This window comes from Polynucleobacter sp. VK25, assembly GCF_018687355.1.
Lineage (GTDB): Bacteria > Pseudomonadota > Gammaproteobacteria > Burkholderiales > Burkholderiaceae > Polynucleobacter.
Genome location: NZ_CP061288.1, coordinates 1,232,759 through 1,248,225, shown reverse-complemented (window position 1 = coordinate 1,248,225; position 15,467 = coordinate 1,232,759). Strand labels below are relative to the sequence as shown.

At 45.8% G+C, this 15,467-nt stretch carries 17 protein-coding genes; 7 read left to right on the top strand and 10 right to left on the bottom strand.

The features are described from left to right. Positions 1-86: 86 nt before the first annotated feature. On the top strand, positions 87-302 hold the full coding sequence (locus AOC21_RS06305; RefSeq protein WP_215391164.1) for a YdcH family protein: 216 nt from the start codon (positions 87-89) through the stop codon (positions 300-302). A gap of 36 nt (positions 303-338) precedes the next feature. Here the strand turns inward: AOC21_RS06305 and AOC21_RS06300 are convergent, their stop codons facing one another. Next, positions 339-683: a zinc ribbon domain-containing protein YjdM gene (locus AOC21_RS06300; protein ID WP_215391163.1), complete on the bottom strand. Its 345-nt coding sequence runs from the start codon at positions 681-683 to the stop codon at positions 339-341. Between the two features lie 65 nt (positions 684-748). Here AOC21_RS06300 and AOC21_RS06295 point away from each other — a divergent pair, with 65 nt between their 5' ends. Continuing rightward, entirely contained in the window at positions 749-2,548 is a 1,800-nt protein-coding gene (locus AOC21_RS06295) for an AsmA family protein (protein ID WP_215391162.1), read from the top strand. 37 nt (positions 2,549-2,585) lie between these two features. Here AOC21_RS06295 and AOC21_RS06290 read toward each other — a convergent pair whose 3' ends face one another. From AOC21_RS06290 to AOC21_RS06280, 3 genes are read right to left on the bottom strand one after another with little or no spacing between them, the layout of a single operon-like run. Then, positions 2,586-2,933: a phage holin family protein gene (locus tag AOC21_RS06290; protein ID WP_215391161.1), complete on the bottom strand. Its 348-nt coding sequence runs from the start codon at positions 2,931-2,933 to the stop codon at positions 2,586-2,588. 60 nt (positions 2,934-2,993) lie between these two features. Then, positions 2,994-3,194, bottom strand: a complete 201-nt coding sequence (locus AOC21_RS06285; RefSeq protein ID WP_215391160.1) for a SlyX family protein — start codon at positions 3,192-3,194, stop codon at positions 2,994-2,996. A 14-nt stretch (positions 3,195-3,208) separates the two neighbouring features. Continuing rightward, on the bottom strand, positions 3,209-3,430 hold the full coding sequence (locus tag AOC21_RS06280) for a hypothetical protein (protein WP_215391159.1): 222 nt from the start codon (positions 3,428-3,430) through the stop codon (positions 3,209-3,211). Between the two features lie 33 nt (positions 3,431-3,463). Between AOC21_RS06280 and AOC21_RS06275 the strand changes: the two genes are divergently transcribed. Continuing rightward, entirely contained in the window at positions 3,464-4,462 is a 999-nt protein-coding gene (locus AOC21_RS06275) for an LLM class flavin-dependent oxidoreductase (protein ID WP_215391158.1), read from the top strand. On the opposite strand, the gene AOC21_RS06270 is transcribed toward AOC21_RS06275, so the two are convergent. After that, the gene (locus AOC21_RS06270) at positions 4,457-4,873 is read right to left on the bottom strand and encodes a putative toxin-antitoxin system toxin component, PIN family (RefSeq protein WP_215391157.1); all 417 of its coding nucleotides are present in this window, start codon (positions 4,871-4,873) and stop codon (positions 4,457-4,459) included. The two genes, AOC21_RS06275 and AOC21_RS06270, sit on opposite strands and share 6 nt — an antisense overlap. A gap of 18 nt (positions 4,874-4,891) precedes the next feature. Next, on the bottom strand, positions 4,892-5,437 hold the full coding sequence (locus tag AOC21_RS06265) for a YaeQ family protein (RefSeq protein WP_215391156.1): 546 nt from the start codon (positions 5,435-5,437) through the stop codon (positions 4,892-4,894). Positions 5,438-5,557: 120 nt separating this feature from the next. Between AOC21_RS06265 and AOC21_RS06260 the strand changes: the two genes are divergently transcribed. The 4 genes from AOC21_RS06260 to AOC21_RS06245 all read left to right on the top strand — a co-directional run bounded on the left by AOC21_RS06260 (position 5,558) and on the right by AOC21_RS06245 (position 11,505). Beyond that, positions 5,558-7,171, top strand: a complete 1,614-nt coding sequence (locus AOC21_RS06260; RefSeq protein ID WP_215391155.1) for an NAD(P)/FAD-dependent oxidoreductase — start codon at positions 5,558-5,560, stop codon at positions 7,169-7,171. Between the two features lie 17 nt (positions 7,172-7,188). Beyond that, positions 7,189-8,613 carry an oxygen-independent coproporphyrinogen III oxidase gene (hemN, locus tag AOC21_RS06255; protein ID WP_215391154.1) on the top strand — a complete coding sequence of 475 codons (1,425 nt, stop codon included), beginning with the start codon at positions 7,189-7,191 and terminating at the stop codon, positions 8,611-8,613. A 168-nt stretch (positions 8,614-8,781) separates the two neighbouring features. Beyond that, on the top strand, positions 8,782-9,405 hold the full coding sequence (locus AOC21_RS06250) for an OmpW family protein (RefSeq protein ID WP_215391153.1): 624 nt from the start codon (positions 8,782-8,784) through the stop codon (positions 9,403-9,405). A 159-nt stretch (positions 9,406-9,564) separates the two neighbouring features. After that, positions 9,565-11,505: an ATP-binding cassette domain-containing protein gene (locus tag AOC21_RS06245; RefSeq protein ID WP_215391152.1), complete on the top strand. Its 1,941-nt coding sequence runs from the start codon at positions 9,565-9,567 to the stop codon at positions 11,503-11,505. Positions 11,506-11,514: 9 nt separating this feature from the next. On the opposite strand, the gene AOC21_RS06240 is transcribed toward AOC21_RS06245, so the two are convergent. The 4 genes from AOC21_RS06240 to AOC21_RS06225 all read right to left on the bottom strand — a co-directional run bounded on the left by AOC21_RS06240 (position 11,515) and on the right by AOC21_RS06225 (position 15,407). Next, the gene (locus AOC21_RS06240) at positions 11,515-11,823 is read right to left on the bottom strand and encodes a chaperone modulator CbpM (RefSeq protein WP_215391151.1); all 309 of its coding nucleotides are present in this window, start codon (positions 11,821-11,823) and stop codon (positions 11,515-11,517) included. Positions 11,824-11,828: 5 nt separating this feature from the next. After that, on the bottom strand, positions 11,829-12,809 hold the full coding sequence (locus AOC21_RS06235; protein ID WP_215391150.1) for a DnaJ C-terminal domain-containing protein: 981 nt from the start codon (positions 12,807-12,809) through the stop codon (positions 11,829-11,831). Between the two features lie 61 nt (positions 12,810-12,870). Then, complete coding sequence (locus AOC21_RS06230; RefSeq protein WP_215391149.1) at positions 12,871-14,418, bottom strand: UxaA family hydrolase; 1,548 nt, start codon at positions 14,416-14,418, stop codon at positions 12,871-12,873. Between the two features lie 26 nt (positions 14,419-14,444). Continuing rightward, entirely contained in the window at positions 14,445-15,407 is a 963-nt protein-coding gene (locus tag AOC21_RS06225; RefSeq protein ID WP_215391148.1) for a tripartite tricarboxylate transporter substrate binding protein, read from the bottom strand. Positions 15,408-15,467: the final 60 nt, after the last annotated feature.

The following is a 15,467-nucleotide window of genomic DNA, read 5'->3' as shown; positions in this document are numbered from 1 at the left end:
ATGGTGGAAGCTATTGTTCTTGCAATACAGGGTTGCTACACTAAAAGTACCGACTTTTTTATACAACCTAAATATGAAGAGGGTCTATGTTTCCTGAATATCGCGAACTTATCACTAAGCTGAAAACGTCTGATCGTCATTTCTCGCATTTGTTTGATAAACACAATAACTTGGATCAAAAGATTCAGAGAATGGAGGCGCATTCTGAGCCAAGTACCCCAGAGGAGATTGAGACCTTGAAAAAGGAAAAGCTACTTCTGAAAGATCAAATTTATGCCGTCCTTAAAAAGGCAAGCACTTAAACTATCTTAGGACGGGAAGCCTAGATTCGAAAAGAACTAGGCTTTTTTCAGAAAGCAGGCTTTGAGCAGCATATTGCCGGCCTCTGTTTTGCAATCAACTTCATGATCGCCAGATACTAGGCGAATCCCCTTGATCTTGGTGCCAACCTTGAGGGTGGTTGATGAGCCCTTCACCTTGAGGTCCTTAATGAGGGTGACGGTATCGCCATCAGCCAGCAAATTGCCGTTGGCATCTTTTACGATTAATCCGACCTCAGCCTCTACAGCGGCACCAGCAATAGGCCATTCATGGCCACACTGGGCGCAAACGTAATTCTCTCCATCTGGGTAGGTCATATCTTCCTGACAGGCAGGACACTTCGGTAGATTATCTGTGCTCATCTGCCTATTTTAGTCTCGGAGGAATTATGGCTGGCAATATCCATAGGTGGATTTAGAATGGCTAAGTGAACAAAACTCTCAAGATTTCCCTATTTGCTTTTATAGGCTTTCTAGTCGTGGCAGGTCTAGGTGCCTGGTATGCGGCATCCTTTATCAACCCTGCTCAATTAACTCAGCTACTGAGTTCTTCAGTCAAAGACGCTACTGGACGTGAGTTAAAAATCGCCGGGCCAGTCAGTCTGAGTTTTTTTCCCTCCATTAGCGTCAAGGCGGAGCAGTTATCTTTGAGCAATGCATCATGGGCAAGTAATCCCGATTTGCTGACCTTCAAGAAAGTGGAATTGGATATTAAGTTATTACCCTTGATCAAGGGTAGTGTTGAGATCAGCAGAATTGGCGTAGTGGGGCTTGAGGCCAATTTACAAACTAATAAAGCCGGCGAAGGCAATTGGAATCTGACTGCTCCATCCTTGACTGCTGATAATTCAGCAGCTCAAACAACGGCAAGTAGTTCTTCTGATAATACGTTTGTCTCATTTCAGACATTGGATGTTGTTGATGCGCGCATCAATTACCAGGATGGAAATCAAGCTACAAAGTCATTAAAGGTTCCTAAATTAAATCTTGATGGTGGGCATGGGAAATCGACGATTATGATGGATCTGCAATATGCCAACTACACCTTAAATCTCAAAGGTAAAACAGGTTCCTTACGAAATGCTTATTTCGCCTGGAATCAATCTCCGGTAAAAATGGATCTTGATCTAACGCTTACCTTGAATGGAAAGTCGCTTGCAATTACTGGCGAGATTGATAAGAAGCCTCAAGTCTTGCCGCAATTTAGCATTAACCTTAACTCCAAATCCTTTGATTTGGCTCCTTTGGCTGGATCTGCTGCGATAGCTGGCTCAAGCGGAAAAGCTAGTCATACAAGCACCCATCAATCTCAAGGAAAGTTCTTTTTCTCAGACAATGCATTGCCTTTCGACCTTTTACCTTTGGCTGATGGCAGCATCAAGATCAATATTGCTGAATTAGGGGTGCCCAATCAAGCGCCATTTACCAACTTTAAGACGAGCTTGCAATTCAAGAAAAATGCGATTGATGCAAATGATGTGAGTTTTAACGTTGGCAAAGGAAGCGCTCAAGCACAACTTTCTATTTCTGAATTTGATGGCGCCTCCCCAAAAATGACGATGAAGGGTATGGCAAAAGACTTTACCTTAGAGCAAATTATTGCCACTGCTGATTCCAGTGCCAGAGTATCTGGTGGCAATGCACAAGTAGCATGGAACTTGCGGGCCAGCGGAGTAAGTCTGCATCAAATGGCTAGCCGAGCTACTGGTGCTATTCAGATCTCAGTTGGTCAAGCCAAATTAGATTCAAAGTTTATTAACAAGGGCGGAGACTTTGTCATTACGGTATTCGATGCAGTGAATCCAATGCGAAAAAAATCTACCCAAACTATCTTGGAGTGTGCTGTTGCCTATCTACCGATCAACAATGGGATGGTCAATATTCAGAATTCGGTTGGAGTAGAGACCGATCGTCTTGATATTACCCTGGCGGGCTCTATCAATCTTGCAAGCGAAGCCCTTAATATCAACATTAATCCAAGAGAAAAATCAGGCCTTACAACGGGATTGGATCTTGGCGGTCTGGTGAAAATTGAGGGAACCCTGCAAAACCCACAAGCTGGGGTAAATAAAGCGGGTGTAGTGAACAGCGCCGTCTCTATTGGGCTGGGCTTTTTGACTGGTGGCATCAGTATTGCTGCTGAGAACGCTAAATCATTGGCGACCAAGTCGCAGCCATGCAAAACAGCGCTGCACTCTTGGTCGGATATCTATCCCGCAAGCAAATAAGAGTGGATAAGACTTACTAAGCTTGTAAATCTACCTCTTAGAAAACTAAGCCACTGATAAAAAGGCTGAATAAAGAAATAAAGATGCTGGCAAAGAATGCGGTCCAGAAGCTAGAGATCGTAAAGCCACTGACTACAGCAGAAACTAGCATGAGCACTAATGCATTAATCACTAGCAGGAAGAGACCCATGGTCACTACAGTGAGAGGCAGCGTGAATAAAACCAGCAATGGTTTAACGATCGCATTGGCAAAGCCCAAGAGTAGGGCGGCAATGATGAGTGAACCGCCGTCAGCAAAGCGCAAGCCGCTAAAGATGTAGCTAGCAACCCAAAGGGATAAAGAAGTTAAGCCCCACTGGACTAGAAATAATGTTAAGTTGCTCATGGATGAATCCTTTGCATGTGTTGTAAGGGGTTTATGCCTAAAGCCTATATTAGCAGTTGATTAATAGTGTGGCGGGATTTCATCTTTGAGGCTGCCACCTCCGCCACCGCTGCTGCTGGCCTGTTCTTTAATTACCTTAAGCTCCCGATATAGAAATTCAATCTGTTGCTGCTGTTTGTATACCGTCTCATTGAGTTTCTCGATGAGATCTTCAGTGAAGCTCAGTTTAATTTCGAGATTGGTGATTCGTTCTTCTGACATAGTTAATTGCCTTCTTATTCTGGGATGAGTTCAAAGCGACCATCTTCCATTTCGGCTTGGGGTCTAATCCAAAAATCATGGGATTGCATGGATTCATAAACATAGGCTGGCTCAAGGCTAGCTTCTACGTTAGCCAGAAAGACTACTTTATAAAATCCACCGGTCTTGATATGCCTTAGTTTGCTACCCGGCTTAAAGAGGCCGTCATCGGGGTCAGCCATTTTGGGTTTACTCATGTCAACAATGCACTTTCTCGGTATGATCTAGCGATGGCAAATTCCATCCCATACTCCATTCTAGATATATCTCCGATTCCACAGGGGTTTACTGCTGCCGATGCACTTCGCAACTCCTTGGATGTGGCTCAGCATGCTGAAAAATGGGGTTATACACGCTACTGGGTAGCAGAGCATCACAATATGACCGGTAATGCGAGTTCTGCAACAGCAGTGTTGATTGGTTATATCGCTGCTGGCACCTCTCATATTCGATTGGGCTCTGGTGGTGTGATGTTGCCTAACCATGCCCCTTTAGTGATTGCCGAGCAATTTGGTACGCTCGAGTCCTTGTACCCTGGCCGAATCGAGTTGGGCCTAGGGAGGGCGCCTGGAACTGATCAAATGACGGCGAGGGCATTGCGTCGTGATTTGCTGGGTAGTGATGATCGCTTTCCGCAGGATGTGCGAGAACTACAGCATTACTTTGGCCCTCTTCAAGAGGGTCAGTCGGTTAAGGCGATACCCGGAATAAACACCAATGTACCGATTTGGATTTTGGGTTCGAGCCTCTATGGTGCCCAATTAGCTGCGCACTTTGGTCTGCCGTATGCATTTGCCTCACACTTTGCGCCTGAGCAATTGCTTGAGGCAATGAAAATTTACCGCGACCTCTTCAAGCCATCGGCTCAACAAGCCAAGCCATATGCAGCGTTCGTAATGAATGTGGTGGCTGCAGATACTGATGAACAAGCTCAACATCTCTTTACTACTTTGCAGCAGAACGTTGTCAGAATGCGTAGGAATACTAGAGGGCAGTTACCACCCCCGATAGCCAATCTGGATGAATTTTGTGAGCCTCATGAAAGGGCTACCGCTGACCATGCATTGCAGGTCTCTGTTGTTGGATCATTCGAGACTATCAAAAAAGAGATGCGGCATTGGCTGGATCTGACTGGCGCCAATGAGATTATCTTTACTGGGCAAATTCATGATCATCAAGCCCGCCTGAGATCATTTGAAATTGCAGCACAGGCTGCACAAAGTCTATAGATCCAATACTGTGTAATCAGCGGTAATCAAAACCTGTTCTGTTAATGCCTTGTGCGCGAAGCGAAGTACTTCATTATCTTTGCTTACTAATATGCAAGGCCTTAAGGTATAGGCAATGTCTAAGAAGACCTGATCGTCAGGATCTAGGCATACCCAAGGGGCCTTACTCAAGGATTGATCATCCACAACTCTTGCTAGACTCTGCCATTGCAGAGCAATTTGTTTCTGCTGTGATTCATCTAGCGAAAACAATGGGCGAGAAATCACATCAATGAATTCTTCTAAAGTATTTGGGGTTGCTAGCGCATCTATCTTGCCTTCAATGAGCGCTTGCTTCATATGAAGCGCTCTAAAGTCATTAAAGACAAAGAGATCTAACAAGACATTGGTGTCGAAAACGATCGCCTTCATATGTAAGATATCTACGATTTACTGATTGTTGCGCCAAATCTCTGGAGTAATCGTAACTTGGCCTTGGTCGGAGGAGACGTATGCTTCACCATCCTGAACATTCACATGAATGACCATGCTGCGCTCAACCAGTTTATTAAGATCTTCCGCCTGTTCAGCCGGAATTGAAATTACTTGTAAGTTGCGTGCACGGGTAAGCTTGTTGGCAATGCCATCCCACCATATCTTGCTAGTGTGACCACCATAGCAGTAGACAACGACTTGATCGGCACGACCACACGCTTTTAGAATGCGGCGTTCGTCTGGCTGACCAATTTCAATCCAGAGTTTGATTGCGTCAGTGAGATCTTTAATCCACAGATCTGGTTCATCGGTATCACTTAAACCCTTTGTAAAGACCAAGTCCTCATGTGCCTGCAATGCAAAGGCGATGATGCGGACCATCATTCTTTGCTCAGTCTCAGAAGGGTGCTTAGCGATAGTTAGGGAGTGACTGCCATAGTAATGACGGTCAGAATCTGCGACATGAAGGTCGGCTTTGTGGATAGTTGCGCGTAGAGCCATGACGCATTATCGCCTTTATGGAACAACTCCTGGCCTGAGTGGACTCATAACCAGTATTATTTGGCTTATGGCTCCAAAGGGCCCCGTAAATGCCTCAAATGACTGTGTACCGTAAAACCCATGATCCGTATTACTGAATTACGTCTACCGATTGACCATCCTCCAGAAGATCTGGAGAAGGTAATTTTGAAGCGCCTCAAAATAGGTGCTCAGGATTTAGTCCAGTTTAAGGTCTTTAAGCGCAGCTACGACGCACGCAAAAATGTTGCACTCTCCTTTATCTACACCGTTGATTTATCGGCTAAGAACGAGGAAGCACTCCTCAAGAATTTTTCGGGCGATATTCATGTAAGAGTGTCTCCAGATACAAGCTATCACTTTGTTGCAAAAGCCCCTGAATCAATCTCTACAGGCAACGCCCTTCGTCCAGTGGTAGTTGGGTTTGGACCATGCGGTATTTTTGCTGCTCTCGTGTTAGCGCAAATGGGTTTTAAACCGATTGTTCTTGAGCGCGGCAAAAAAGTTCGCGAACGGACTCAAGATACTTGGGGCTTATGGCGTAAAAACGTACTTAATCCTGAATCCAATGTGCAATTCGGTGAAGGCGGAGCTGGTACGTTTTCAGACGGCAAGTTGTATAGCCAGATTAAAGATCCTAAGTTTTATGGGCGCAAAGTCATTCATGAGTTTGTAAAAGCGGGCGCCCCAGAAGAAATTATTTATGTAGCTAAACCGCATATCGGCACCTTCCGCTTGGTTGGGGTGGTGGAAAAAATGCGCCAGGAAATCATTGAGCTTGGCGGTGAGATTCGGTTCATGCAAAAAGTGATTGGCTTTGATATTGAAAACGAGCAAATTACTGGGGTCAAAATAGAGGGACAGCCTGACTTACCCGCCAGCCATGTGGTCTTGGCGCTTGGTCATAGTGCGCGGGATACTTTTGAAGCCTTGCATCATGCTGGTGTTTATATGGAGGCAAAGCCATTTTCTGTTGGGTTCCGGATTGAGCATCCCCAATCTTTAATTGATAAAGCGCGCCTTGGCCCGCATGCTGGCAATGAGCTGATTGGCGCAGCGGATTACAAATTGGTTCATCACGCTAAAAATGGTCGCTCGGTCTACAGTTTTTGTATGTGCCCCGGTGGAACCGTAGTCGCGGCTACCTCAGAACCTAATCGAGTTGTGACGAATGGGATGAGTCAGTACTCTCGTAATGAGCGCAATGCCAATGCAGGGATTGTTGTTGGTATTACCCCGGAGGATTACCCTGGCGGTCCACTTGCAGGCATTGAGTTTCAGCGTGCTATTGAATCAAAAGCTTTTGAATTGGGTGGCAACACCTACGAAGCCCCAGGTCAACTGATTGGTGACTTTTTAGAGGGCAAACCCTCCACTGAATTTGGAAGTGTTCTACCTTCCTATAAACCAGGCGTTCATTTAACAGACCTAGCAGAAAGTTTACCTGCATACGCCATCGAGGCAATTCGGGAGGCGATTCCAGCCTTTGAAAAGCAAATTAAAGGCTTCTCCATGAAAGATGCCGTTCTAACAGGTGTAGAAACACGCACGTCATCCCCTTTACGCATTACAAGGGGCGCCAATTATCAGAGTCTAAATATCAAAGGTCTGTATCCAGCGGGTGAGGGTGCTGGCTACGCCGGCGGAATCTTGTCTGCGGGTGTGGATGGGATTAAAGTAGCAGAAGCAGTAGCGCTAGACTATTTGCCAAAGTAAACCCCACACAAGACTCTATGAACTCAGCGGCAAGCAATTCATCAGCAGAAGAAGCCCAAGAAAAAGAAGTTCTTTTTCATCCGGAGCTGTTGAAGAAGTTTGATATTAATGGACCGCGCTATACATCCTATCCAAGTGCAGACCGCTTTCATGGTGATTTCTCTGAAGCGGATTACTTGGGTGCACTGAATCGAGTTGCCAAAGCAAATGAGCCTCTCTCCTTATATTTTCATTTGCCCTTTTGTCCCAATATTTGTTACTACTGTGGTTGCAACAAGATCATCACAAAAGATCATGGACGAAGTGCAAAATACATAAAGTATCTTGCCAAAGAAATGGCGATGGTAACTCAGGCCATGGGTGCCCAGAAAAAGATTCCGGTAACCCAGTTGCATTGGGGTGGTGGCACACCTACGTTTCTATCTCACGAAGAGATGACGGAGTTGATGCATCACACGCGTGAGCATTTTGAGCTATTGCCTGGCGGTGAATACTCGATTGAGATTGATCCACGACGTGTGACTGAGCAAGATATTGCGCTCTTAGCGGATTTGGGTTTTAACCGTATTAGCTTAGGTGTACAGGATTTCAACTTGGCAGTACAAGAGGCCGTACATCGGGTGCAAACGATTGAAGAAACCCAAGCGGTGATGGATTGGTCCAGAAAGTATGGATTTACATCACGTAGTGTTGATTTAATCTATGGTCTACCAAAGCAAACGCCAGAGACTTTTAAAGAAACGGTAGATACCGTATTGGCGATGAACCCAGATCGCCTCTCTGTTTACAACTATGCGCATTTGCCGCATATCTTTAAGCCGCAACGTCGGATCGCTGAAGCTGATTTGCCGGCCGCCGCTGATAAGCTGGACATTCTCTCCAACACAATTGCGCGTTTGGGTGAAGCTGGTTATGTCTTTATTGGTATGGATCATTTTGCCAAGCCTGATGATGAATTGGCTATCGCTCAGAAGCAAGGAAAGCTTCATCGTAATTTCCAAGGCTATTCCACTCAAGCAGAGTGTGACCTCTTGGCCTTCGGAATTTCATCGATCGGCAAGGTGGATGATTGCTACTCACAAAATGTACGTACGCTTGATGAGTATTACGAGGCACTCGATCATGGACATCTTCCAGTGCTGCGAGGATTGCAGCTTGATCAGGATGATCTTTTACGTCGCGAGCTGATCGGTGAATTAATGTGCCAATTTGCCTTGGATACCAAAGCATTTGCAACTTCCCATCAGATTAATTTTTCGAGCTACTTTAAAACCGAAATAGAAGAGTTGAAGGGTTTAGAAGAAGCTGGACTGCTGGATTGGGAAGGAGAGAGTATCCTGGTCCCCGCCAAGGGGCGCCTCCTGGCAAGAAGGGTGGCCATGACTTTCGATCGGCATCTTAGGGAATCCCAGGCAAAAGGCTCTTACTCCAAGGTTTTGTAAGGTAGAGCATAGGGTCATTTGATCTAGATCAAATAAGCTCTCAAACACTGTTGCTTTTTAGCAAAAAAAAATTTCAAAGTCCATCCCATTTGATTTACATCAAATTCGTGCATAGGCATCAATTCGAAAATGATTTCATCGAAATTGATAACCAAAAGGGAAACCATCATGCGTATTAAGTCACTCGTAGCAGCAATGGCTGCAGTAGCATCTTTAGCCCCAATCGCTGCTCAAGCTCATGCAGAAGAAAATCCATGGATGGTACGTGTCCGTGCGGTGGATGTTCTGTATCAAAATGGTCAGTCAGGCACTGTTCAGGATTTAAATGTTAAAGCCAAAAATCAGTGGATTCCTGAATTTGACGTTTCTTACTTCTTTACAAAAAATATTGCAGCTGAATTGGTATTAACTTGGCCACAACAAGTAAACATTACAGCAGGGCAAGGTAATACTAATATTGGCAAAATTACTGCATTACCACCATCATTGCTAGCCCAATATCACTTCACTGATTTAGGCGCATTTAAGCCGTACGTCGGCGCTGGTATTAACTACACCATTTTCGGCAACCGTCAAAACTTCTCCTTGCCTGTTCAAGTTGAGCCATCTAGCCTTGGTTTTGTTGGTCAGGTTGGCATGGACTACATGTTGGATAAAAACTGGGGTTTAAACGTTGACGTGAAATATGCAACTATGGCAACTAATGTGCAATTGGTTTCTACGGGTGCAAACCTTGGCAAGTTGACATTAAATCCATGGATGCCAGCTGTAGGCGTGACTTACAAGTTCTAAGAATTCAGTTCTTAGGTCTCGAGATAGGGCTCCTAAGGGGCCCTATTCTTTTTGGCTAGAGCCTACTCACTCAGGCCCTTATGCCCCCCAGCGATGGGGTTGCCTTCTATAAGTTAGTGGAAATATCTCCTCTTTCAAGGAAGTGACGATAATGTCGCCATGGCTTTAATCGTACTCACAGATGCAAAACTGGCTTTTGGCCACGTTGACCTCCTCGCAAACACAGCTTTTTCACTGGAATCCGGTGAGCGTGTTGGCTTAATTGGCCGTAATGGCACCGGCAAGTCTTCTTTACTGAAGATTCTGGCTGGCATAGAAAAAATGGATGATGGCCTGCTGCAATATCAGCAAGGTCTGCGCATTGCATATGTGCCCCAAGAGCCTATCTTCGAGGCTGAAGAAACCGTTTTTGATGCCGTCTCAAAAGGCGTAGCGCAAGCGAAAGCGCTGCGAGAAGAATATGAGGCCCTGAGCGTAGGCGAGTGGGATGACGCTTCCCATCACCGCTTGGACGAAGTGCAGTCCCAATTGGAGGCTCTGAGTGGCTGGAATTGGGAGCAGCGCGTTCATGAAACTTTGGATCGACTGCATCTTGAAGCAGATCTCAAGATCAATACACTTTCTGGTGGTACAAAAAAACGGGTCGCCTTAGCGCGCGCTTTAGTTGAGATGCCCGATGTGCTTCTATTGGATGAACCAACCAACCACTTGGACTTAGATTCGATTGCTTGGTTAGAAGAATTGCTCAAGGAGTACCAAGGGTCAGTTATTTTGATTACCCATGATCGCGCCTTCCTGGATAACGTTTGCACGCAGATTGTGGAGTTGGATCGCGGCATTCTCCGTAGCTACCCTGGGAACTTTACCCAGTATGAAGTTCTTAAGGAGCAAGAGCTGAACTCTGAATCTCTGGCTAATGCTCGCGCAGATAAATTATTGGCGCAAGAAGAAGTTTGGATACGTAAAGGTGTAGAGGCACGTCGTACAAGAAGCGTTGCCAGAATTGCTCGTCTAGAAAAGTTACGCAGTAGTCGTGCCGAACGCAGAGATGCGATGGGGCAGGTGAAGTTGGCAGTTTCTGCCGGGGATCGTAGCGGCAAGATTGTGGCGGACTTACAAAACGTGAGCAAATCCTATGATCGTCCTATTGTGAAGGATTTCACAGCGACGATTTTGCGCGGCGATAAGGTTGGTTTGTTGGGGCCGAATGGTGCTGGTAAGACAACCTTACTCAAATTAATCTTAGGAACAATCACACCTGATTCAGGTACCGCAACGATGGGTACGCGGATTGAAGTGGCTTACTTTGATCAAATGCGCGAAGGCTTGGATCTCAATGCATCACTAGAGGATTACATTAGTCCTGGTAGTGAGTGGATTGAAATCAACGGCAATAAAAAGCACGTGAAGAGTTATTTGAGTGATTTCTTATTTGCGCCAGAGAGAACGAATTCCCCGGTAAGTACTTTGTCAGGTGGTGAGCGCAATCGCTTGTTACTAGCGCGTTTATTTGCCAGACCAGCCAATGTCTTGGTATTGGATGAGCCAACCAATGACTTAGATATTGATACCTTAGATTTGCTAGAGCAACTCTTGCAAGACTATAAAGGCACTGTTTTCTTGGTAAGTCATGATCGTTACTTCTTGGACAACGTCGTTACTAGCATCATTGCCAATGAGGGTGATGGTTTTTGGCGAGAGTATGAGGGTGGCTACGAGGATTGGAAAATCCAGAAGGCTCGATCAGACAAGATTCGTGCTGCCAATGGCAACTCAAAATCAGTGGAAAAGGTTGAGGCCAAGGTTGAGGCCAAGGTAGAGGCTAAGGCAGATACCCAGGCAAAAGAAAAACCAGTCACTAAGGGTGGTGTTCAAAAACTCAATGGCAAAGAGCGCCAAGAATTAGAAGCATTGCCACTGCAGATTGAAGTTTTGGAAACAGAGCAGGCTGATATTGGTATTGCTATGAGCAACCCAGATATCTACAAAAATGAACCTGAGTTAGCGGCAAGCATGCAAGCTCGCCTCAGCGAAATCACAACCGATCTAGATCAAAAGCTACAACGTTGGGAACAGCTTTTGAGTCGTTCAGAATCTTAGTACTTTAGCCTAGTCGCGTGGCAAACGAGCGCGCAGCTGGGCAATTTCATCGAGTAGATCGAGTGCTAGGGCAACGCCTGGCACATTTAAGTCTAAATCATGCGTAAGATGCGCGGCAGTTTTTGCTCTCCTCAAAGAGTCACCAGTAAAACGCCAATCTTGCGGCGATGACCCTGTTGGGCTCAGCACTCCTTCAGAAACCCAGGTCATGATGAGTTCTTCTGGAGAGCGTGATGCATGGGAGAGCTCAACAATCGTCATGTGAACTTCATTTTCTACTACTGTACCTTCAAGCCAGGTGATATTCGTTTGCGTCATATCCATCATCCCTTCAAGTGCGTTCTAGGGTTGAAATCAAAAGCTTTCTCAAATGTTTGATAGGCCTCTTTGTGTGCATCTGTATCCGCTGGTGGCAGTGCAATAGACGGCACAACATAGAGATCGCCTGACTCTGCGCTTGGAATGCCTTTGCCCTTGAGTCGCATCTTGCGACCAGCCACAGTACCGGCAGGGATCTTTAGTTCCAAAGTACTTCCTGCTGGAGTGGGTACATTTACTGTTGTTCCTAAAGCTGCTTCCCATGGGGTCAAAGGAATATCAATGAATACATCCTTGCCTTCAACGCGGTATATCGGGTTTGGATGGAAATCAATTTCCAGATAAAGGTCGCCTGCAGGGCCTTCGCCAACACCAGGCCCACCTTGGCCAGAGAGTCTGAGATTCTGTCCCGCCTTGATACCCTTGGGGATGCTGACATCTAATTTACGTTCTTGAGTGCTGACATGACCGTTTGCATCTTGCACAGGCATGTGCAGTGCAATCGTACGCTTGGCGCCGTTGTAAGCATCAGCTAGATCGATCAAAATTTTGGCGTGATGATCTTGGCCTTTGAAGTTCATGCCTTGACGAGTTTGACCGCCACGTCCACCTTGGCGGTGTTTGCCTCTGCCAAAGAGTGATTCAAAGAATTCACTTTGATCACCTTCAAAACCACCGCCGTAACCTGGGTGTCCACCACCAAATCCACCATCAGAATATTCAAAGCCTTCATTCCAATTAGGGGGAGGGGTAAAGTCCTGACCGTTTTTCCAGTTCTCACCAAAACGATCGTAAGCTGCCCGTTTCTCGGTATCTTTTAAAACTGCATAGGCCTCACCGATTTGCTTGAACTGCTCCTCCGCCCCAGCTTCCTTGTTTACGTCCGGATGGTATTTACGAGCCATCTTGCGATAGGCTGATTTAATCTCCGCTTCAGTAGCACCGCGAGCAACACCAAGTGTTTCGTAGTAATCCCTAAATTTCATAAGCCTGTTTCAGTTCAGTTTCTATCTGGGTTGAGCTAATAGGATTAATTCTACAGTCCTCTTAGCTCATTACCCCAATTTGCCAGGGCACAAATTCATAGTCACCCAAACCAAGAAGCTCGCTCTTAGAGGCTTCTCCAGATGCAGTTCTAAGGAAGAGCTCAAATATTCTTTGTCCCATCTCTTGAACAGAAACAGTCCCATCTAGGATTTCGCCGCAGTTAATGTCCATATCCTCGGTAAGGCGTTGATACATTGGGGTATTAGTTGCAAGTTTGATGCAAGGGGCTGGTTTAGAGCCAAACATAGAGCCGCGGCCAGTGGTGAAGGCAATCAGATTGGCGCCACCAGCAATCTGGCCAGTAGCTGATACGGGGTCAAATCCAGGGGTATCCATAAATACAAACCCTTTAGTGTTTACCGGTTCAGCGTATTTATAGACTTCCATTAGGGGGCCAGTGCCACCTTTCATAGAAGAGCCCAACGATTTTTCGAAAATATTGGCTAAGCCGCCAATCTGATTTCCTGGGCTAACTTGACCATTAATTTGCACATCTCTGCCAACGGAGTATTCATCTTTCCACCAGCGAATTCGCTTAATGAGTTTTTCACCAACCGCTTGACTTACAGCTCGGCGAGTCAGGGTATGTTCAACACCATAAATCTCTGGTGTTTCCGAAAGAATGCCGGTGCCGCCGTGACGAGACAAAATATCAATCGCCGCTCCCAATGCAGGATTGGCTGTGATGGAAGAGAAGCCATCCGATCCCCCGCATTGCAAGCCAACGCATAAATGGCTTGCAGAGACTGTTTCACGCTTTGCCTTATTGGCTTCTGGAAGAAGTGCCTTGACCGCTTCAATTCCTGCCTCAATAGTTTTGCGTGTACCGCCTGACTCTTGCATGATGAAGGTATGCAGATTAGTCCCTGCAGTCAGATCTTCTTGCTCCATCAGACCTTTAAGTTGATTGCGTTCACACCCTAAACCTACTATGAGTGCAGCGGCGAGGTTAGGGTGGCGCGCGTAACCTGCCATCGTGCGGCGAAGTAATTGCATTGGCTCGCCACTCATTTCCATGCCGCAGCCGATATCGTGACTGAACGCTACTACACCATCAACATTCGGATAATCCTTCAGCCTCTCTGGAGTGAACCAGTCAGCAATTTTATTTACTACCGTTGCAGAGCAATTAACAGTGGATAAGATTCCGATAAAGTTGCGTGTGCCTACTTTGCCGTTCGGTCTGACATAGCCCTGAAAAGTTGCACGTTCAGACTCTGGCAACATTTGAGTGGGTTTGAATTCGCTTGCATAGGCGTAGTCACGATCGAATTCTCGGAATTCCGTATTGTGGCTATGAACCATGGTACCCGGCTCAATGTCAACGTTAGCAAAACCTACAGTGACGTTGTACTTCAGGATGGGTTCACCCTTCAGAATCTTTTTGGTAGCAATCTTATACCCGGCAGGTACTTGACTGCGGCTCGTAAAGTTTTCGCTAGGCACTTCAGCGCCAATGGCAACATCAATTCTCGCTACGACAATGTTGTCGTTTGGGTGCAGGCGAATGATAGGTCCAGCCAGTTTTTTTTCAGACATTTCAATCATAAGTTTCTTTCGATGAGATAGTTTATTTATTCAGCAGTTGCACCAGATTTTTTCACGATGGGGCCCCATTTAGTAACTTCTGACTTGATGTAATCACCTAAGTAGTTTGGGGTGCTAGTGACGACTTCAAAGCCCTTGCTATTAATTTGTGATTTGATTTCGGGATTATTGAGTGTACTAACAAGTTGTGCATTGAGTTTGTCAATGATTGCTTTTGGAGTCCGGGCTGGTGCCACGATTGCATATACAAGCTCAACGTCAAATTTTGGTAGGTACTCAGAGATAGCTGGAATCTCAGGGGCGTTTGGAGAGCGCTTAAGACTGGTGATCCCTAGCGGTATCAATTTTCCAGAGCGCACATAAGGTAATGCAGCAGGAGTGCCAACCAATGCAGTTTCAATTTGACCGCCAAGGACATCTGTCAAAGCAGGTGCAGCACCTTTATAGGGTACGTGAAGAATATCGGTTCCTGCTTGGGTGTTAAACAGTTCGCCGCCAAGATGGAGTGGGGTACCTGCGCCGGATGAGGCAAAGCTCACTTTATTAGGATTGGCTTTTGCATAAGCAATGAGCTCGGGGATGGTTTTGAAAGGTGCTGAAGGATTGGCTACAAACAATAGTGAAGAAGAGGCAACCAGACTCACTGGAGCAAAGTCTTTAATGAGGTTGTAGTTTAGTTTTTTGTAAAGTGTTTCATTAATGGCTTGTGTACCGACCATCATCAGGAAAAGGGTGTAGCCATCTGGTTTGGAGTTCGCTACATATTCCGCTGCAAGATTGGCGCCTGCACCTGGCTTGTTTTCAATAATGATAGGTTGACCAAGATTCTCACCAAGCTTAGGAACAAAACCTCTTGCCAAAACATCGGAGGGTCCACCCGCTGCAAATGGAATAATTAACTTAATGGGTTGATTTGGAAAGCCTTGCGCTTGCAAGCTAGTAGCAAAGCCAATGCTGACAAGTGATAATGCTAATAATATTTTTCTCATGTAATGTTCTCCGTATATTTGATGCTTCTTGTTTATTCTTATTAATATTTATTGAAATGC